The sequence below is a fragment of the Bacillus sp. L381 genome, assembly GCF_030284525.1.
GTDB classification, from domain to species: Bacteria; Bacillota; Bacilli; order Bacillales; family Bacillaceae; genus Bacillus; species Bacillus amyloliquefaciens.
Genome location: NZ_CP127224.1, coordinates 1,427,741 through 1,447,268 on the forward strand (window position 1 = coordinate 1,427,741; position 19,528 = coordinate 1,447,268).

Annotated in this window: 18 protein-coding genes; 16 read left to right on the forward strand and 2 right to left on the reverse strand. The window is 46.0% G+C overall.

The features are described 5' to 3' along the window. Nucleotides 1-57: 57 nt before the first annotated feature. Complete coding sequence (locus tag QRX25_RS07315; RefSeq protein ID WP_212101255.1) at nt 58-837, forward strand: patatin-like phospholipase family protein; 780 nt, start codon at nt 58-60, stop codon at nt 835-837. Nucleotides 838-842: 5 nt separating this feature from the next. After that, complete coding sequence (locus QRX25_RS07320; protein ID WP_212101258.1) at nt 843-1,865, forward strand: SepM family pheromone-processing serine protease; 1,023 nt, start codon at nt 843-845, stop codon at nt 1,863-1,865. A gap of 18 nt (nt 1,866-1,883) precedes the next feature. On the opposite strand, the gene QRX25_RS07325 is transcribed toward QRX25_RS07320, so the two are convergent. Then, entirely contained in the window at nt 1,884-3,131 is a 1,248-nt protein-coding gene (locus QRX25_RS07325) for a nucleotidyltransferase (protein WP_212101260.1), read from the reverse strand. A 207-nt stretch (nt 3,132-3,338) separates the two neighbouring features. On the opposite strand from QRX25_RS07325, the gene QRX25_RS07330 reads away from it, so the two are divergent. The 3 genes from QRX25_RS07330 to gerR all read left to right on the forward strand — a co-directional run bounded on the left by QRX25_RS07330 (nt 3,339) and on the right by gerR (nt 4,790). After that, nucleotides 3,339-3,857: a YceD family protein gene (locus tag QRX25_RS07330; protein ID WP_065981393.1), complete on the forward strand. Its 519-nt coding sequence runs from the start codon at nt 3,339-3,341 to the stop codon at nt 3,855-3,857. Nucleotides 3,858-3,878: 21 nt separating this feature from the next. After that, nucleotides 3,879-4,058, forward strand: a complete 180-nt coding sequence (gene rpmF, locus QRX25_RS07335; RefSeq protein WP_003154457.1) for a 50S ribosomal protein L32 — start codon at nt 3,879-3,881, stop codon at nt 4,056-4,058. Nucleotides 4,059-4,214: 156 nt separating this feature from the next. Continuing rightward, nucleotides 4,215-4,790, forward strand: coding sequence for a sporulation-specific transcriptional regulator GerR (gene gerR / locus QRX25_RS07340; RefSeq protein WP_013352160.1), 576 nt, complete (start codon nt 4,215-4,217; stop codon nt 4,788-4,790). Between the two features lie 40 nt (nt 4,791-4,830). On the opposite strand, the gene QRX25_RS07345 is transcribed toward gerR, so the two are convergent. Beyond that, nucleotides 4,831-5,313 (reverse strand): N-acetyltransferase, encoded by a 483-nt coding sequence (locus QRX25_RS07345; RefSeq protein ID WP_013352161.1) that lies wholly within the window; start codon nt 5,311-5,313, stop codon nt 4,831-4,833. Between the two features lie 162 nt (nt 5,314-5,475). Between QRX25_RS07345 and QRX25_RS07350 the strand changes: the two genes are divergently transcribed. From QRX25_RS07350 to spoVE, 11 genes are all read left to right on the forward strand, one after another. Then, a complete protein-coding gene (locus tag QRX25_RS07350) occupies nt 5,476-6,357 on the forward strand; it encodes a 2-dehydropantoate 2-reductase (RefSeq protein ID WP_249199301.1) in 882 nt (293 codons plus the stop codon). Nucleotides 6,358-6,443: 86 nt separating this feature from the next. Beyond that, on the forward strand, nt 6,444-8,063 hold the full coding sequence (bshC, locus tag QRX25_RS07355) for a bacillithiol biosynthesis cysteine-adding enzyme BshC (protein WP_115997206.1): 1,620 nt from the start codon (nt 6,444-6,446) through the stop codon (nt 8,061-8,063). 125 nt (nt 8,064-8,188) lie between these two features. Beyond that, the gene (gene mraZ, locus QRX25_RS07360; protein WP_013352164.1) at nt 8,189-8,620 is read left to right on the forward strand and encodes a division/cell wall cluster transcriptional repressor MraZ; all 432 of its coding nucleotides are present in this window, start codon (nt 8,189-8,191) and stop codon (nt 8,618-8,620) included. Between the two features lie 69 nt (nt 8,621-8,689). Continuing rightward, complete coding sequence (gene rsmH, locus QRX25_RS07365; RefSeq protein WP_013352165.1) at nt 8,690-9,625, forward strand: 16S rRNA (cytosine(1402)-N(4))-methyltransferase RsmH; 936 nt, start codon at nt 8,690-8,692, stop codon at nt 9,623-9,625. Nucleotides 9,626-9,664: 39 nt separating this feature from the next. Then, nucleotides 9,665-10,018 (forward strand): cell division protein FtsL, encoded by a 354-nt coding sequence (gene ftsL / locus QRX25_RS07370; protein ID WP_013352166.1) that lies wholly within the window; start codon nt 9,665-9,667, stop codon nt 10,016-10,018. A gap of 6 nt (nt 10,019-10,024) precedes the next feature. Further along, nucleotides 10,025-12,154 carry a penicillin-binding protein gene (gene pbpB / locus QRX25_RS07375; RefSeq protein ID WP_212101266.1) on the forward strand — a complete coding sequence of 710 codons (2,130 nt, stop codon included), beginning with the start codon at nt 10,025-10,027 and terminating at the stop codon, nt 12,152-12,154. Between the two features lie 112 nt (nt 12,155-12,266). Then, on the forward strand, nt 12,267-14,186 hold the full coding sequence (locus tag QRX25_RS07380; RefSeq protein WP_014470432.1) for a stage V sporulation protein D: 1,920 nt from the start codon (nt 12,267-12,269) through the stop codon (nt 14,184-14,186). A gap of 195 nt (nt 14,187-14,381) precedes the next feature. Next, nucleotides 14,382-15,854 carry a UDP-N-acetylmuramoyl-L-alanyl-D-glutamate--2,6-diaminopimelate ligase gene (locus tag QRX25_RS07385; protein ID WP_065981398.1) on the forward strand — a complete coding sequence of 491 codons (1,473 nt, stop codon included), beginning with the start codon at nt 14,382-14,384 and terminating at the stop codon, nt 15,852-15,854. Between the two features lie 107 nt (nt 15,855-15,961). Next, nucleotides 15,962-16,936 carry a phospho-N-acetylmuramoyl-pentapeptide-transferase gene (mraY, locus tag QRX25_RS07390; protein ID WP_013352170.1) on the forward strand — a complete coding sequence of 325 codons (975 nt, stop codon included), beginning with the start codon at nt 15,962-15,964 and terminating at the stop codon, nt 16,934-16,936. Continuing rightward, nucleotides 16,937-18,292, forward strand: a complete 1,356-nt coding sequence (murD, locus tag QRX25_RS07395) for a UDP-N-acetylmuramoyl-L-alanine--D-glutamate ligase (RefSeq protein ID WP_013352171.1) — start codon at nt 16,937-16,939, stop codon at nt 18,290-18,292. A gap of 59 nt (nt 18,293-18,351) precedes the next feature. Next, nucleotides 18,352-19,452 carry a stage V sporulation protein E gene (spoVE, locus tag QRX25_RS07400; RefSeq protein WP_013352172.1) on the forward strand — a complete coding sequence of 367 codons (1,101 nt, stop codon included), beginning with the start codon at nt 18,352-18,354 and terminating at the stop codon, nt 19,450-19,452. The last annotated feature ends 76 nt before the right edge of the window (nt 19,453-19,528 follow it).

Genomic DNA, 19,528 nt, shown 5'->3' on the forward strand with positions numbered 1-19,528 from the left:
GGGTTCAATTTAGACCATAGAATTCATGTATAGGATGTCTATAGGGGGTTCATCGCGTTGGCCAAACCTACAATCGGGTTAGCGTTAGGTTCGGGAGGGGCAAGAGGCATTGCTCATCTCGGAGTGTTATCCAGTTTACATAAGCATCAGATTCCAATTGATATGATTGCCGGCAGCAGCATGGGGGCGTTAGTCGGAAGCTTTTATGCGGCCGGACATGACGTGGCGACGATGAAAAAAGTCGCCAAAGCATTTAAGCGGAGGCTGTACGCGGATTATACGATGCCGAAGCTCGGATTTTTAAAAGGGGACCGCATCAGGCAGCTCGTTCATGCGTATACGTTCGGCAAGCCGATAGAAGAACTCCGGATCCCGCTCGGCATCGTGGCCTGCGACCTCCAGACCGGAGAAAAACTCGTTTTTACGAAAGGCTCCGTATCCGAAGCCGTCCGCGCGAGCATCAGCATACCGGGCGTTTTCGTCCCGCAAAAAATGAACGGGCGTATTTTAGTCGACGGCGCGGTAGTCGACAGAATCCCGGTTTCCGCCGTAAAGGATATGGGCGCTGATATCGTCATCGCCTCTGACGTATCCAGGGTGAAAAAAACGGAAAAAGCGGCACATATTTTTGATGTAATCATGCAAAGTATGGATATACTGCAAAATGAATTGGTCCGTCACCAGACCATTGCCGCAGACGTCATGATCCGCCCTTCTCTCGAATCATTCAGCTCAAGCTCTTTTGCCAACATTGATCATATGATCACAGCAGGCGAAGAGGCCGCAGATCGGATGATCGGCCGGATTATACAAGAAATAGAGAACTGGGAGGGCTAACTCATATGAAAGCAAAACATTTTCGCTGGGTGTTTATCATCCTGATCTTATTAATCGCTATTACATTTATTAAGCTTCCGTATTACATCACACAGCCGGGGGAAGCATCAGAGCTGAGACCGCTGATTAAGGTGGACGGAGGCTATCCTGAAAAAGGAAGCCTTTCCTTGATGACTGTCAAAGTAGGCCCCGCCAATCCGTATACATATCTTTGGGCGAAGGTGCATCCTTACGATGAAATCGTCCCTGATGAAAGCATAAAAGAAGAGGGCGAAACTGATTCAGACTATATGAAGCGCCAGCTGCAGATGATGAAAAGCTCTCAAGAAAACGCGGTCATTGCCGCTTATCAAAAAGCCGGCAAACAGGTAAAATACTCATTTAACGGCATTTACGCCAGCTCAGTCGTCTCCAATATGCCGGCAAAAGGAAAATTAAAGGTCGGTGATAAAATCATCAGCGCGGACGGGAAAAAATATGAATCCGCTGAAAAGCTGATTGATTATATCAGCAGCAAAAAAGCGGGGGAAAAAGTAACGTTTAACATTGAACGTGACACGAAAGAAAAGACCGTTATCCTTAAGCTGAAATCATTCCCGGACGATCCGAAAAGAGCCGGAATCGGCGTAGCGTTATATACGGACCGGAACGTGAAAGTGAAGCCGGATCTTCATTTCAGCATTGAAAACATCGGCGGGCCTTCTGCCGGTCTCATGATGTCTTTGGAAATTTACAATCAGCTGACAAAACCTGACGAAACAAAAGGCTACAATATAGCCGGAACGGGAACAATCGACGTTGACGGCAAGGTCGGACCGATCGGCGGAATCGATCAGAAAGTCGTCGCCGCAGACAAAGCGGGAAAAGATATTTTCTTTGCGCCGAACCAAAACGGAGCTGAAAACTCTGATTATAAAAATGCAGTAAAAACGGCGAAAGCAATAAAGTCTGATATGAAAATCGTTCCTGTCGATACGATGCAGGACGCACTTGATTATTTGGATAAGCTGAAAGTAAAAAGCACCTGATACAGTCAGGTGCTTTTTCTATGCATTTAAAAAACGTTTCTCGTCTTCATCATAGCGGATCGGTGCTTGTGAAAATTCCTGCTTCTCAAACAGTGTGCGTTCAGGTTCTTTTATCGGCAGGCTGTAAATCCGTCCCGCTGATATGTCCAAATCCAGAGCGGGATGAGAGAAAGAGGAGAGCTTGCTGACGAGCGGTGCGGTAAGCTCTTTTTTCTTTGCTGACAGGTATGCCTGTCCTTTTTTAGTCATTCCGAGAAGACGGATATAAGGAGCGCTTGCAGGCTTTAAGAGCCGGTGCATATCTTCTTTTTTTGTCCGTGTCAGAATGTGCGTGTTCATCCTCTGCAATCTCGTCCACGTATATCGTTTTGTTTTCAATAATTCCATCATTTCGCGATAGGACCGGGCTTGTCTGATGGTGCGCAGAATTCTGTGCTCAAGGCCTTCTTCCACTTCATAGATTCGGCTTAATTCTTCTGCGGACAAAGTGCTGAGGCTGTATTTTACATATGAAAAATAGTCTTCAGTGCTGTGCCATAATCCGTATGAGTTTTTGTATGCGTCCAGCTCGCGTACAGACGCTTCGGGGAGAAAGTTCTTCGCGGCCGCCGTTCCTTTTTCTATCAGCGCCTTTCGGATGCTTGTGGCGCTGGCTATCCGGCTGTTATCCCCGGGAAGCTCGGCGTCATGATACCCGGAAGCGATTCTGGCTGTCGTATAAGGCTTCATGGCGGACCCGGAGGCTTGTATTGCTTTGACGTAGTGAAAACCGAGAATATTGTTCGGCTTAGACAGGTCAAGCATGTCCTGTCCTTTGAATACGTGTGAAAATGCTTTTGAGGCGGCGGCCGGATAGCTGAGCCCTTTTTTTAATTCCTCTTTCAGAATCAGGGTGCAGTCAGCTTCCTTTCGGCTGAGCGCTTCAGACGCTTCAATAAAAGGTTCGATCCGGCCGTTTTCACTTCCGAAAAACAAGCTGCTGCATCCTAATTGATGAAGAAGCGATACGCTGCCGCGCGCAAATAATTCCGCTTTTTGCACAGCATACATATAAGGGAGCTCAATGACGATATCCACGCCGTTTTCAAGCGCCATCTTTGTCCGGGCCCACTTTGAGACCGCGGCCGGTTCTCCGCGCTGCAAAAAAGGACCGCTCATTACCGCCGCCGCGACGCTGCTGTCCGTATTGATTTTTGCTTGTTCCGCATGATAGCGGTGTCCGTTATGAAAGGGATTATATTCAACAACCAGGCCGACTGCTTTCATATTTGTCCCGCCTTTCTTGCTATGTTTTGCTTCGTGTGGTACATTTGCAAATGAAGTGCATTTTGCGTCCGTTTTGTTTAGTGTATGCATAGCCTATCCGGCTGTCAACGATTGCATGACGGCGGCATTATGCTGTAAAGAAAAAATATTGACAAAAACATTCTGAAAAGCTATAATCATGTTTGTTGCTTTCCTGAGGTGATACAAATGAAATGGACGATTTATCAGCTTCATCAAATGGCGAAAAAGAGCTTTGAATTTGATGAAACAGTTGAGTTGAATGAGCTGACAAAATTGAATTCTGACATCCGCCGCATTTCTCCCGTCCGGGTGAAGGGCCGCGCGGAGATTGAATCCAAGCAGGTTTCGTTTGACTTTACGATTTCAGGCGAAATGGTTTTGCCGTGCTCAAGAACTTTAGTTGATGTGCCGTATCCATTTACAATCGCGACAAAAGAACTGTTTAGATTTCATAAGACGGATGATATAGAAGATGAGGACGTTCATATTGCTGAAGACGATATCGTCGACTTAACTCCGATCGTAAAAGAAGAGATTCTTTTAGAAATCCCTATGCAAATCTTTTGTGAAACTGAACAAAAAGAAGGAGCCGCTCCCCAAGTGGGTAAGGATTGGCAAGTGATTTCTGAGGAAGACAAGAAAAATCAGATCGACCCAAGACTTGCGGATCTGAAAAAGCTCTTAACACAAGATGATGAATCTTAACTCTTTAAGGAGGTGGGAATAATGGCTGTACCTTTTAGAAGAACTTCTAAAATGAAAAAAAGATTGCGCCGTACACATTTCAAACTAAATGTACCTGGTATGACAGAATGCCCGTCATGCGGAGAGATGAAATTGTCTCACCGTGTATGTAAAGCATGCGGATCATACAACGGCAAAGACATAAATGTAAAAAGCAATTAATGTATGAAGAAAAGCGCGGGAATCTCGGTTCCTGCGCTTTTCTTTTTTTCTCCCTCCGGCCTGCTTCCGGCGAAAAAATTGTGAGCGCCAATAGTCTATCTAATCTATCAGCGGCATATGTATGAGGTAAATGAGCAAATATGGAGGGAGATACGATTGACGATAACGAGACAAGACGCGTGGACGCAAGATGAAGATTTGCTGCTGGCTGAAGTCGTGCTCAGGCACATTCGGGAAGGCGGGACCCAGCTTTCCGCTTTTGAAGAAGTGGGCAGAGCGCTGACGAGAACGGCTGCCGCCTGCGGATTCAGATGGAATTCTTATGTCAGGAAACAATATCAGTCAGGGATAGAACTCGCGAAAAAACAGCGGAAGGAATTAAGAAAGCAGATCGGGGTGCATTCGGCCAATCTGCCGGGAACCGTCAAGCAGCCTCCGATCCGCAGGACGGAAGGAGAAAAAGAGCTGTCCATTGATGATGTGATTTTGTTTCTGCAGCAATTTAAAGAGTCGCCAGCCGCAGCGGATGTGCGTCATGAAAAAGAAAAACTCGCAGAGCAGCTGACCGCGCTGCAAAAAGAAGTCGAGGATCTGCGTGAGGAAAACGAAAGCTTGAGAAACAAGCTGGAGATGACAGAAGAAGATTACAAAGCGTTAATTGACATCATGGACAGGGCGAGAAGGATGGTCAATTCGAAAGATGACGAAAGAAAATCGGCGCAGGGCCTGTAAAATCAACCGGCCTGAGGGCAGTGTCCCGGCCGGTTTTTTATTATGCTGTTTCCCCGGAAGTCATTTCACCGTCCATATCAGGATGCCAGATATAAGGATTTTCTCCTTTATCACGCGCCATATCATATTTAACGGGTTCAAAATTCATCTTATCCCAGAATTCTGCTGATTTCATGCGTGAATTTGTCCTGATCGGCATTCTGAAGGATTTGGCAAAATCAACGAGCGCTTTGCCGTACCCGTTGTTTTGATAGCCCGGAAGAACTTCAAGCTTCCAAAGTTCCAAAAAGTCCTGACGCTGATCAAAATACGGATTCGCACTTCCGTTTACCTGATATAAACTCATTCTCGCCACTAGTTTATCCCCGAAGTAAATCCCGTAAAAAGGCGAGGTGCTGTCATTTTCAATGATATTATCCTGAAGATCTTCAAGCATCGACAGCTCCTGCATCCCGTATTCCTTAAACCTTTTAAATTCTTCGAGTGTTTTAAAGTTGATGAGCAGGCGCTCTATTTTCAACACAAACTCCCCCTTTGTTGTGTTCTACCATTATTGTAAACGCTTTAATTGAAAATTCCAACTATAATATGTTTGTCTGTCTTTTTGCTCAAAACGAAATTGAAGTAATTTGGGGCGGCTTCTGCTATGATAATATGGAAAAATGCAGATATAGGGTGTGACAGTGTGAAAATCGGAATTATCGGCGGCGGAGCGGTGGGCCTTTTATGTGCTTGCTACTTATCGTCCCGCCATCAGGTAACGGTCATAACGCGGCGGACGGAGCAGGCTGATGCGATTAACACGTGCGGTATACGGCTTGTGAAAGACGGAAAAGAATTTACGGCGTCATGCAGAGCGCAAACAGGCATCACTTCCGGATACGACCTCCTAATCGCAGCTGTGAAACAGCATCAGCTCAGCGTTGTTTTGCCGGAACTTGAGACAATAAAAGAAACGAATGTGTTGTTTTTGCAAAACGGCATGGGACACATACACGACATCAAGGAATGGCGTACAGATCATTCACTTTATGTCGGCACGGTTGAGCACGGGGCGAAAAGAATATCGGATCATGCCGTTGAACATACGGGAGCCGGAGCAGTAAGATGGAGTGTATTCCGCGCGTCCCGTCCGGAAACGCTCAAAAGCATCTTTTCCGGCATGCACCGGGATTTTCCCGTATATGATGAAAACGACTGGTATCGTCTTCTAACGGGAAAACTGATCATAAATGTATGCATCAACCCGTTAACCGCATTGCTGCGCGTGCAAAACGGAGAGCTGCTGACAAACGCCGCTTACAAAAAATATATGAGAAACGTGTTTGAAGAAGCGGAGGCAATACTTGGCCTTGCCGATAAAGAGGAAGCGTGGAACAGGGTTTGCGAAGTTTGCGGCCTGACGGAAAAAAATCATTCTTCCATGCTTGTTGATATCATGGCAGGAAGACGGACAGAGGCGGATGCGATTATCGGCTACCTTGTAAAAGAAGCGGAAAGCCGCGGATTGCCGGCCGTTCATCTCCCGTTTTTACACCGCAGCATAAAAGCGTTAGAAAGAAACTGAAACAAAGTCTTTTGAGGTTTTCCGGTAACATGCTATACTCATTTCGGAAACCTAACTATTTATTGGAGAAAGGAAGTTCCAGACAGATGCAGCTAACTGAACTTTCCATCAAAAGTCAAAATACGTTTGTGCAGCACTATATAGATGGAGAAAACATGTCTTCATTTTTTGATTATGATATTCATTCTGAGGATGTATGGCAAGAGAGGCTTCGTGACCTGTCTTCACGGCCGTTTGCCAGAGAGGAATTAGCGGATTACCTATCCTCCTATCACGAAAAATTTCACTCCGCAGCCATGCAGGCCTCCATCGAAAAACTAAGAGATCCAAAAAGCACAGCGGTTGTAGGCGGGCAGCAGGCCGGTCTTTTAACGGGGCCTCTTTACACCATACATAAAATTATCTCCATTATCGTACTTGCCAGACAGCAGGAAGAGGCGTTACAGATACCTGTCGTTCCGATTTTCTGGGTGGCGGGTGAAGATCACGATCTGGAAGAAATTAATTATGTGCACACGTCAACAGAGAAAAAAGGGCCGGTGAAACAGAAACTTCCGCAGTCTTACTGGAAAAAAACATCGGCGGCTAAAACCCCGCTTGATCAGGAAAAATGTGCGGCGTGGATTGAAGAAGTGTTCGCTGCGTTTGAGGAAACGGATCATACAAACGCACTCCTTCAAAATGTGATGCGATGTTTACGCTCATCAGACACGTTCACGGACTTTTTTGAGCTGTTGATCGCCGACTTGTTTCAAGAAGAAGGCCTTATTCTGTTGAATTCGGGAGATCCCGGGATTAAAAAGCTGGAAACGGGAATGTTTCAGCAGATTTTAAAACACAATAATGAACTTGCCAAAGCCGTGTCAGATCAGCAGCGTCTTATGCGGGAGGCCGGTTATCACCCGATTATTGAATCAGACAAAGAACAGGCCAACCTGTTTTACGAACATGAGGGAGAGCGCTTCTTAATTGAAAAAGAAAATGGCGTTTTTGTCATTAAGGAGCTTGACCTAAAGTGGACGAACGACGAACTTCATACCCATATGGAAGAAAAACCGGAATGTTTCAGCAATAACGTTGTGACAAGGCCGCTTATGCAGGAGTTTCTCATCCCGACTCTTGCGTTTATCGCAGGACCGGGAGAAGTCAATTATTGGGGCGAGCTGAAGCAGGCTTTCTCATTAATGGGTTTCGCCATGACACCGGTAGTGCCGAGACTGAACATTACGATCCTTGAGCGCCATATTGAAAAGAAGCTTTCAGAACGGAATATCCCGCTTCAGGAAGCAATCGAACACGGCACCGGACACCTTAAAGACACTTATTTTGAAAAGCAGATTCCGGAAGAGTTTTCTGCTGTGATGGAACAGGCGAAGTCGCAGATTGAAGCTGTCCATAAAAGTGTAAGGAACGAAGCGCTTAAGGTCGATTCAAGCCTAGAGCCGCTCTTACAGAAAAATGCCGCCTTCATTCAAGATCAGCTCTTGTTTTTGGAACGGACGGTAACGAAAAGAATTGAAGAAAAAGAAGGTTTTGTGCTGCGTGACTATGAAAGAATCCAAAACAGCATCAGACCGCTCGGCGCACCGCAGGAGCGGATCTGGAATGTGATGTATTATCTGAACCGCTATGGTCCAAAATTCTTCACAACCTTCAAACATCTGCCATTTTCTTTTCAAAACCAACATCAAATTGTCAAACTTTGAAATAAAGTTTTAAAGAACCCTGAATAGTTCAGGGTTTTTTTTTATGTTTAAACAGTGTAAAATGAGGTTGTGGAGAGAAGTGGCGGATAGTGGTGAGTTTAGGGGAGAAAGTGGGGGTCCTTATCATGTTTATGGGTGAATACCAGCATACTATTGATGCAAAGGGCCGCATGATCGTACCCGCAAAATTCAGAGAAGGTCTCGGTGAGCAATTTGTGCTGACCAGAGGGCTTGACCAATGTCTTTTCGGATATCCGATGAATGAATGGAAGCTGATTGAAGAAAAGCTGAAGGCTCTGCCGCTCACCAAAAAAGACGCCCGCGCGTTTACCCGTTTCTTTTTTTCCGGTGCGACCGAATGCGAACTGGACAAGCAGGGAAGGGTTAATATTGCGTCATCTCTTCTGAATTACGCAAAACTGGAAAAAGAATGTGTTGTCATCGGGGTTTCCAATCGAATTGAATTGTGGAGCAAGGTAATCTGGGAACAATACACAGAAGAGCAAGAAGATTCATTCGCTGAAATTGCTGAAAACATGATTGGATTTGATATATAATGGATCTTCGTGCATCACAACAACAACTGACAATTCAATTCATTCCTGATAAAGGTGGGACCGACACAAATGTTTCAGCATAAGACAGTACTTCTTCGTGAAACCGTCGACGGTTTAAATATCAAACCGGACGGAACCTATGTGGACTGCACCCTGGGGGGCGCCGGGCACAGTACATATTTATTGCAGCAATTATCGGAAAAAGGACGCCTGATCGCCTTTGACCAAGATGACACAGCGCTTGAGAACGCAAAGCAGACATTGTCCGAATACAAAGGACAGCTCATTCTGGTGAAAAGCAATTTTCGTTATTTAAAAGAATGTTTACATGAACACGGCATTACGAGTGTCGACGGGATTTTATTTGATTTAGGAGTATCCTCTCCGCAGCTTGATACACCGGAACGGGGATTCAGCTATCATCATGACGCACCGCTGGACATGAGGATGGACCAGTCGGCCGCCCTTACGGCGAAAGAAGTCGTAAATGAATGGCGGTATGAGGACCTTGTACGGATTTTCTTTAAATACGGAGAAGAGAAATTCAGCAAGCAAATCGCCAGAAAAATTGAAGAGGCAAGAGAGAAATCGCCTATTCAAACAACCGGCCAACTGGTCGATCTAATAAAGGACGCGATACCGGCTCCGGCCAGAAGAAGCGGAGGCCATCCGGCCAAACGCGTATTCCAGGCTATTCGAATCGCCGTAAACGACGAGCTTCAAGTATTTGAAGAGGCCCTCTTGCAAGCGATAGAGGTGCTGAAGCCGGGCGGAAGGGTATCTGTGATCACTTTTCACTCGCTGGAAGACAGAATGTGCAAGACGACATTCAAGGAAAAATCATCACTTCCCGAACTGCCTCCGGGTCTTCCTGTAATACCGGAAGAATTTGAGCCGGAATTAAAACTGATTACGAGAAAGCCCATTACGGCATCAAAAGAGGAGCTTGAAGAAAATAACCGCGCCCGCTCAGCGAAGCTCCGCATTGCGGAAAAACGAAAATAACGGGCAGCAAATGACAACATTAAAGGAGGTCATCAGCCTATGAGCAACTTAGCTTACCAGCAGGAAAAACAACAACGGCCAGTGATAAGCCCCGAAAAAAAGGTGATTGTCAAAAAGAGGGCTTCCATTACACTCGGGGAAAAGGTGCTGCTCGTCCTGTTTGCCATTGCCGTTCTCTCCACTTCGATGTTTATCGTATCAAAGGCATATGCGGCATACCAATCCAATATCGAGGTGCAAAAACTGGAAGAGAAAGTATCTGAGAAGAATAAGCAGATCGCTGATCTCGAAAAAACGGCGGCTGACTTGAGCCAGCCTCAGCGCCTGATGGATATCGCTAAAAAACACGGTTTGAATCTGAAAGATAAAAAAGTGAAAAACATACAGGAATGATAACCCATGCCTAAAAAAAATAAGTTTATGAACAGAGGAGCAGCGATACTGAGTATTTGTTTCGCTCTCTTTTTCTTTGTCATTCTGGGGAGAATGGCGTACATTCAATTAACCGGTAAAGCAAACGGCGTAGAACTTGCAACAAAAGCGACCGAGCAGCACGAAAAAAAGCGGACGATAGAAGCGAGCCGCGGCTCTATTCTTGACCGGAACGGCAAAGTGCTGGCTGAGGACACAGCGACATATAAGCTCATTGCCATACTTGATAAAAAGATGAAGCCTCAGTATGTCAAGGATAAAGAGAATACAGCGGAAAAGCTGGCGAGTGTTATTAACCTTGATAAAAGCGAGATTCTGGACATCTTAAACAGGGATGGCGCGAAGCAGGTGGAATTCGGTTCAGCCGGCCGCGATATCTCTTATGCGAAAAAACAAAAGATCGAAAAAATGAATCTTCCGGGTATTTCTTTCTTAAGAGATACGAAGCGCTATTATCCGAACGGCGTATTTTTGTCAAATGTTCTCGGCTATGCCGATGTGAACGAAAAAACAAACCAGATCCAAGGCTCTTTAGGGCTTGAAAAAATACTGAACAACTATCTGACGGAACGCGACGGATCCGTCACTTATGAAAGTGATAAATCCGGCTGGAAACTTCCGAACAGCAAAGAAAAAATCACCGCACCTAAAAATGGTGACAATGTATATTTAACCATTGATCAGAAAATTCAAACCTTTTTAGAAGACAGCATGACGAAAGTGGCGGAAAAATATAAACCGAAAAAAATCATGGCGGCTGTCGTAGAACCGAAAACAGGCAAAGTGCTTGCGATGGGGCAGCGCCCGAGTTTTGACCCGAATATCAGAAACGTCTCCAATTATTACAACGACTTAGTGTCGTACGCGTATGAACCGGGATCAACGATGAAGATTTTTACCCTTGCCGCGGCGATGCAGGAAAATGTGTTTTCTGCAAACGAGAAATACAAATCAGGAACCTATAAAGTGGGCGGAGGAACAGTGCGAGATTGGAATAACGGATCCGGCTGGGGCATGACAAGCTTTCATGACGGTCTCATGAGGTCGTCAAATGTCGCTTTCGCCAAACTGGCAGACGAAAAACTGGGGTTTGACCGGTTTAATGAGTATCTGCACAAATTTGGACTTTATCAAAAAACAGGGATTGATCTGCCTGGTGAAGTTTCAAGCAAAATTAACTTCAAATATGATTTTGACAAAGCGTCTACGGCTTACGGCCAAGCATCGGCGATAACGCCGATCCAGCAGCTTCAGGCAGTCACCGCGATTGCCAATAACGGAAAAATGATGAAGCCTTACGTCATTGATCATATTGTCGACCCTGATACGAAAAAAGTCGTCAAGCAGACAAAGCCCGAACAAGTAGGCACACCGATCTCAGCCGATACGGCCAAACAAGTCCGGAATCTGCTCGGAGAAGTCGTGACGTCAGACATCGGAACGGGGAAACCTTATAAAATTGAAGGTTTTGATGTCGCGGGGAAAACGGGAACCGCGCAAATCGCCGGTACGGGCGGATATTTAAAAGGAACGAGCAACTATGTGTTTTCATTTATGGGCATGGCGCCGAAAAATGACCCTAAGCTCGTCATTTATGTAGCCGTTCAGCAGCCGCAATTAAAAGCGGGTCAAAGCAGCTCTGATCCTGTCGCGGAAATTTTTAACCCGACGATGAAAAACAGCCTGCACTATCTGAACATCGAACCGACGGAAAAGTCAGATGCCGGTCAGGAGGAAACGAAAAGCCAAAAAATGCCTGACCTGACAGACAAGACGGTTACAAACGCTGAGAAGGAAGCGAAAAATGAACATCTCACACCGATTGTCATCGGCAGTGATGTTGCCGTAAAAGAGCAGTATCCGAAAGCCGGGGAAGATGTGATCACCAATCAGAAAATCTTCATAAAAACAGACGGGAAGATGACGATGCCGGATATGTCCGGATGGTCGAGACGTGAAGTGCTTCAATTCAGCAAAGTATCAGGCATTCACATTGATGTGAGCGGCGAAGGTTACGCTGCAAGCCAAAGTGTCAAAAAAGGTAAAGAACTGAAAGAAAATACCGTGATCAAGGTGAAATTTAAAAATCCTGATTAACGGAATAGAGAAGCCCGCAGCTGCTGCGGGCTTCTTTTTTATGCGCCGCCGTTCTATGTGTCCAAGCTGAGGCATAAATTGAAACAAGCCTAAATAAGGAGTGGACGGTCCCTTGCGCGTTTCAAATGTAACGGTTCGAAAACGTTTATTACTGGTTTTGCTTTTTGGTGTGATCATTTTTTTGATCATTGACAGCAGATTAGGCTATGTCCAATTTGTAATGGGAGAAAAGCTGACTTCTCTGGCTAAGGATTCTTGGAGCCGGAATTTGCCGTTTGAGCCTGAGCGGGGAGAGATCCTTGATCGGAACGGCGTGAAGCTGGCTACTAATAAAAGCGCGCCGACCGTCTTTGTCGTACCGCGCCAGATTCAAAATCCCATAAAAACGGGCAAGCTTCTCGCGTCAGTTTTAAATATGTCGGAAGAGAAGGTCTACAAACACATTACAAAGAAAACCTCTATAGAAAAAATCTCACCTGAGGGCCGGAAAATTTCTAATAAAAAAGCGAAAGAAATCAAAGCGCTCGACTTAAAAGGTGTTTATGTGGCTGAAGACAGCATCCGCCATTACCCGTACGGAAGCTTTTTGTCCCATGTTCTCGGTTTTGCCGGTATTGATAATCAGGGTCTTCTCGGATTAGAGGCTTATTATGATGATGACTTAAAAGGTGTAAAAGGATCTGTGAAATTTTATACAGATGCCAAGGGGAAGAAAATGCCGGATGAAGCAGATGATTACACCCCTCCGAAAGACGGGCTTGATATGAAATTGACGATTGACGCCAAAGTTCAGACGATTATAGAAAGAGAGCTCGACAATGCAGCGGCGAAATACAACCCGGACGGAATGATTGCTGTCGCGATGAATCCGAAAAACGGGGAAGTGCTCGGAATGTCAAGCCGTCCTGATTTTGATCCGGCCGACTATCAATCAGTGGATCCGTCCGTATACAACCGGAATCTGCCGGTGTGGAGCACGTATGAACCGGGTTCGACCTTTAAGATCATTACGCTTGCGGCAGCGCTGCAGGAGCAAAAAGTAAACCTGCAAAGAGACCACTTTTATGACAGAGGATTCGCCGAGGTGGACGGCGCCCGCCTCAGATGCTGGAAAAAGGGCGGCCATGGTTCGCAGTCTTATCTTGAAGTCGTCCAAAATTCCTGCAACCCGGGGTTTGTAGAGCTTGGGGAGCGGCTCGGAAAACAAAAGCTGTTTCAATATATTAAGGACTTCGGCTTTGGAAAGAAAACAGGCATCGATCTGCAAGGGGAAGGAACGGGAATCTTATTTCCGCTTGACAGAGTCGGTCCGGTCGAACAGGCGACAACCGCTTTCGGACAAGGGGTTTCCGTCACGCCGATTCAGCAGGTGGCAGCCGTATCCGCAGCAATAAACGGCGGGACGCTTTACACGCCGTTTATCGCCAAAGAGTGGGTTGATCCCGTTACGAAAAAAACCGTTAAGAAACAATCACCGATTGCAAAAAGGCAAGTTATTTCCCAGGAAACGTCAAAGCAGATCAGATACGCTTTAGAAAGCGTCGTCGCTCAGGGAACGGGACGGAATGCCTTTGTGGAAGGATATCGCGTCGGCGGTAAAACAGGTACGGCACAAAAAGTCAAAGACGGCAAATATCTCGAAAACAACCACATTGTCTCCTTTATCGGCTTTGCGCCGGCTGATGACCCCAGCCTTGTCGTGTATGTCGCGGTTGATAATCCGAAAGGCACGATTCAATTCGGGGGAACCGTCGCCGCGCCGATTGTCGGAAATATAATGAGAGACAGTCTGCCGGAGCTTGGCATTAAACCAAGAAAAAATCAAATCGAGAAAAAATATCAATGGAACGACACAAAAACAATAGAGGTTCCGAATGTTGTAGGGATGTCTGTCTCTGATCTTGAGTCGCTGCTTGTCAATTTGAATATAGACTCCTCAGGAAAAGGAAGCAAAATTGTGAAACAATCACCTGCAGCCGGAACGAAAGTAAAAGAAGGCTCTAAGATCCGGGTTTACTTGAGTGAAGAATGAGTCTTTTTGAGGCAGCCGATTGTTTTCGGCTGCCTCTTATCATAAAGAGAAAAAAAGAAGATAACTTTTAAGATTAACTGGATGTATCCTTTTATTTACGCTAAAATATGAACTGTATGTTTAAAAGCCATTCTGACTTTTATAAACGGTTATCATGATAAAAGAATGAATAGAATTTCTGAGAGGTTTGATACAATGAAACTTACAAAGCTGCTTACATATTTAATGACCGAACCTGTTCAAAATGACTTTCATGACCCTGACATAACTTCAATCGAGATGGACTCCAGGGAAGTGAGAAAAGGGAGTCTTTTTGTGTGTATAAAGGGGTATACGGTAGACGGGCATGATTTCGCCCAAAAAGCCGCAGAAAACGGCGCAGCGGCCATCGTCGCCGAGAAAGAGCTTGACGTCGATGTTCCTGTTATTATCGTCCGCCGGTCACAGCGGGCGCTCAGCGTTCTTTCTGACGCGTTTTACGGACAGCCGACAAAGCAGCTGCAGCTTATCGGCATCACCGGCACAAACGGCAAAACATCAACGACGCATATGGTGGACGAGATTTTCAAAAAAGCGGGAAGACAGACCGGTTTAATCGGAACGATGTACATTAAAATCGGCGATGAGACATTCCCGGTCAAAAATACAACGCCCGAAAGCGTCACACTGCAAAAAACGTTCAAGAAAATGAATGATGAGCATGTTGACACAGCTATTATGGAAGTGTCTTCTCACGCTCTGTCACTCGGCAGGGTTCACGGCTGCGATTATGATATCGCCGTGTTCACGAACCTGACGCAGGATCATTTAGACTATCACAAGACAATGGAAGACTACAGACAGGCTAAAAGCCTCCTGTTTTCCCAGCTGGGCGGCTCCTTCAACCATGAAAAGCCGAAGCGGGCCGTCTTAAACGCAGATGACAAAGCCAGTGCTTATTTTGAAAGAGCGACGGCGGCGCACATCCTTACATACGGAATCGAAAACGATGCCGATGTCATGGCGAAACAAATTGAGATTTCTGCGCAAGGCACAAGCTTTGAACTCGTTACGCCAAAAGGAACAAAGCAGATCACGGTTTCACTCGTCGGCCGGTTCAATGTGTATAACGTACTTGCTGCAGCGGCGACAGCGATCGCAGCGGGTCTGCCATTTGATACGATCACAAGCGCTCTTGAAGAGCTGCAAGGTGTCAGAGGCCGGTTTGAATTGGTGAACCACAATCAGCCGTTTCCTGTCGTCGTCGATTACGCGCACACGCCCGACAGTCTGGAAAACGTCCTGAATACATGCAAAGACATGACAGAGGGCAAGCTTTTCGTCGTTGTCGGCTGCGGCGGTGACCGGGACAAAACGAAACGCCCGAAAATGGCGGAAATTGCGGTGCGGATTGCCGACGAACCGATCTTTACTTCAGATAACCCGAGGAGCGAGGACCCGCTGGCCATATTAAGAGATATGGAAAGAGGGGTAGAAGGAACCTACTATCACAGTATCGCAAACCGCGAGCAGGCCATCTTTTTTGCCATTGCAAACGCGAAAAAGGGAGATGTGGTCCTGATTGCCGGAAAAGGGCATGAAACTTATCAGCAGATCGGCAATGAAACATTTGATTTTGATGACGCCGAAGTAGCGGGAAGAGCTATTGTTGAGCTGAATAAAAAGTAAAACAGGAAAGAGTGTTAGAATGAGGGAAATGAAAAGAATTACGGGGAAACAATGTGAATATGATAAATACGTATGTCGTTTGAACGAAACGGGAGGAGAAAAGAGCAATGCTTGAGCAAGTGATTTTATTTACAATAATAATGGGATTTTTAATCAGTGTTCTGATATCTCCGATTCTTATCCCGTTTTTAAGACGTTTAAAATTCGGCCAGAGTATCAGGGAAGAGGGGCCGAAATCACATATGAAAAAATCAGGAACGCCGACGATGGGCGGGGTCATGATTATCGTATCCATCGCCATTACGGCAATTGTGATGACGCAGAAATTTTCGCAGCTGAGCGCGGAAATGTTTCTTCTGCTGTTTGTCACAATCGGATACGGCCTGCTGGGCTTTCTGGATGATTATATTAAAGTAGTAATGAAACGGAATCTCGGATTAACATCGAAGCAGAAATTGATCGGCCAGATCATTATCGCCATTGTATTTTATGGGGTATATCATTATTGCCATTTTTCAACCGGCATCAGGGTGCCGGGCACACATCTGTCAATCGATCTCGGCTGGGGATACTTTATCCTCGTTCTCTTTATGCTTGTCGGAGGTTCAAATGCTGTCAACCTGACAGACGGTCTGGACGGTCTCTTGTCCGGTACCGCGGCTATCGCATTCGGCGCTTTCGCGATCCTTGCGTGGAATCAGTCACAATATGATGTTGCGATTTTCTCGGTTGCCGTTGTCGGCGCTGTTCTCGGTTTTCTTGTATTCAACGCCCATCCCGCAAAAGTATTTATGGGGGATACCGGTTCGCTTGCGCTCGGGGGAGCGATCGTAACCGTTGCCATTCTGACGAAGCTTGAAATTCTGCTCGTCATTATCGGCGGAGTATTTGTTATTGAGACCTTATCTGTTATCTTACAAGTTATCAGCTTTAAAACGACAGGAAAACGAATCTTTAAAATGAGTCCGCTTCACCACCATTACGAATTGGTCGGATGGTCTGAATGGAGAGTTGTTGTCACATTCTGGACTGCGGGACTGCTGCTTGCCGTTTTAGGAATTTACATCGAGGTGTGGTTATAAGTGGAAAACGAACTTTTTTTGCAAAAACAAAACTTTCTGGTCCTCGGACTGGCGAAAAGCGGATATGCGGCTGCGTCGATTCTTCATGAAAAAGGCATTAACGTCGTCGTGAATGATCAAAAAGCCTTTGAAGAAAACGAACCTGCCCAGAGGCTTTCAGAAAGAGGAATTGAGGTCATCTGCGGTGAGCATCCGACATCACTTTTTGATCAGCATGACATTACCATTCTGATCAAAAATCCCGGAATCCCGTATGAAAATATCATGGTGGAGGAAGCGCAAAGAAGAGGCATCCCGGTCTGGACGGAAATCGAGCTTGCGTATTATATCACCAATGCTAAATTCATCGGCATTACAGGTTCAAACGGGAAAACAACAACGACGACCCTGATCTACGAAATGCTGAAAGCTGACTCGATAAAAACGCTGATCGCAGGAAATATCGGCACTGTCGCCAGTGAAGTGGCTTATCATGCTGACGGTGATGAATGGATCGTCACGGAGCTTTCTTCGTTCCAGCTTATGGGGACCCATGCGTTCAGACCTGAAATCGGCCTGATTTTAAATGTGTTTGACGCTCATTTGGATTACCACCACAGCCGTGAAAATTACGAAAAAGCAAAGCAGAAGGTGTATCTGCATCAGCTTGAGAGTGATACGGCCATCGTTAACCAAAACGATGAAACAGTCGTGCGGCTTGCCAAAGGCGGAAAAGCCGGCACTGTTCCGTTTTCAGTTTCTCAGGAACTGTCAAGCGGCGCATTCATTAAAGACGGAATGCTGATGTTTGGCGATGAAGCGATTCTGCCTGTTGATGACATCGTACTGCCGGGCGCGCACAATTTAGAAAATATTTTGGCCGCTGTGGCCGCGGCAAAAACGGCGGGTGCGTCTAATAAAGCGATTCAGAAGGTGCTGACAAGCTTTACCGGTGTCAAACACCGTCTGCAGTATGTGACTGCGATTCAGAATCGTAAATTTTATAATGACAGCAAAGCGACGAATATTTTAGCCACAAGCAAAGCGCTCTCCGCTTTCAAAGCTCCGGTTATTCTGCTTGCAGGCGGACTTGACCGCGGCAACGGGTTTGACGAACTGAAACCGTATATGGACAATGTCAAAGCGGTTCTTACGTTCGGTCAGACAGCGCCGAAGATAGAAAAACTGGGCAATGAGCTGGGAATACAACATGTCAAACGTGTCGATAATGTTGAACAAGCAGTATCTGCGGCGTTTGCGCTCTCAAATGAAGGAGACGTCATCCTCTTGTCACCTGCGTGTGCAAGCTGGGATCAATTCAAAACATTTGAAGAACGCGGTGACATGTTTATAGATGCCGTGCATATGCTTAAGTAAGGGCTTGTCTCTGTTTATCCGGCAGCCCTAAATGACTTATGCTTGGGGTGTCGATTGCTTTGACTACTAAAAAAACATCGCCTGATTTGTTATTAGTTATCATTACGTTATTGCTTTTAACAATAGGATTAATTATGGTTTACAGTGCAAGTGCGGTTTGGGCGGATTATAAATTTGACGACTCGTTTTTCTTTGCGAAACGGCAGCTGCTGTTTGCGGGAATCGGCGTCATTGCCATGTTTTTCATTATGAATGTGGATTATTGGACATGGCGCACATGGTCGAAGCTGCTTCTGATCATTTGTTTTTTTCTGCTAGTGCTTGTGCTGATTCCGGGAGTCGGAATGGTGCGGAACGGTTCAAGAAGCTGGATCGGAGTGGGAGCGTTCAGCATTCAGCCTTCGGAGTTTATGAAACTCGCGATGATTGCGTTTCTGGCTAAATTTCTTTCTGAAAAACAGAAGAACATTACGTCATTCAGACGCGGATTCGTTCCCGCGCTCGGAATCGTGTTTTCTGCATTTATTATTATCATGTGCCAGCCCGACCTTGGAACGGGGACGGTGATGGTGGGCACGTGCATCGTGATGATTTTTGTTTCCGGTGCGCGAATCGCTCATTTCGCGTTTCTCGGACTCATCGGTTTAAGCGGATTTGCGGCGCTTGTTCTGTCCGCTCCTTATCGGATTAAACGGATCACCTCTTACTTAAACCCGTGGGAGGATCCGCTTGGAAGCGGGTTTCAGATCATTCAGTCGCTCTATGCCGTAGGTCCGGGCGGCCTGTTCGGGATGGGGCTCGGCCAAAGCCGGCAAAAGTTTTTTTACCTGCCGGAGCCGCAAACCGATTTCATTTTTGCTATTTTATCTGAGGAACTCGGCTTTATCGGAGGCTCGCTCATATTGCTGCTGTTCAGTATTTTATTATGGCGCGGCGTCAGGATCGCACTCGGCGCCCCGGATTTATACGGCAGCTTTGTCGCCATCGGTATTATTTCTATGATTGCTATTCAAGTCATGATTAATATCGGCGTTGTGACGGGGCTGATCCCTGTAACAGGAATCACGCTGCCGTTTTTAAGCTACGGAGGCTCATCATTGACGCTGATGCTCGCAGCGGTCGGCGTGCTTTTAAATGTCAGCCGGTACTCGAGGTATTGATCCGTATCTTGCCTCATCACTCATGATCTATTCGTTATTTATAAAAAAACAGACAACATCAATAACCCTGTCCTAA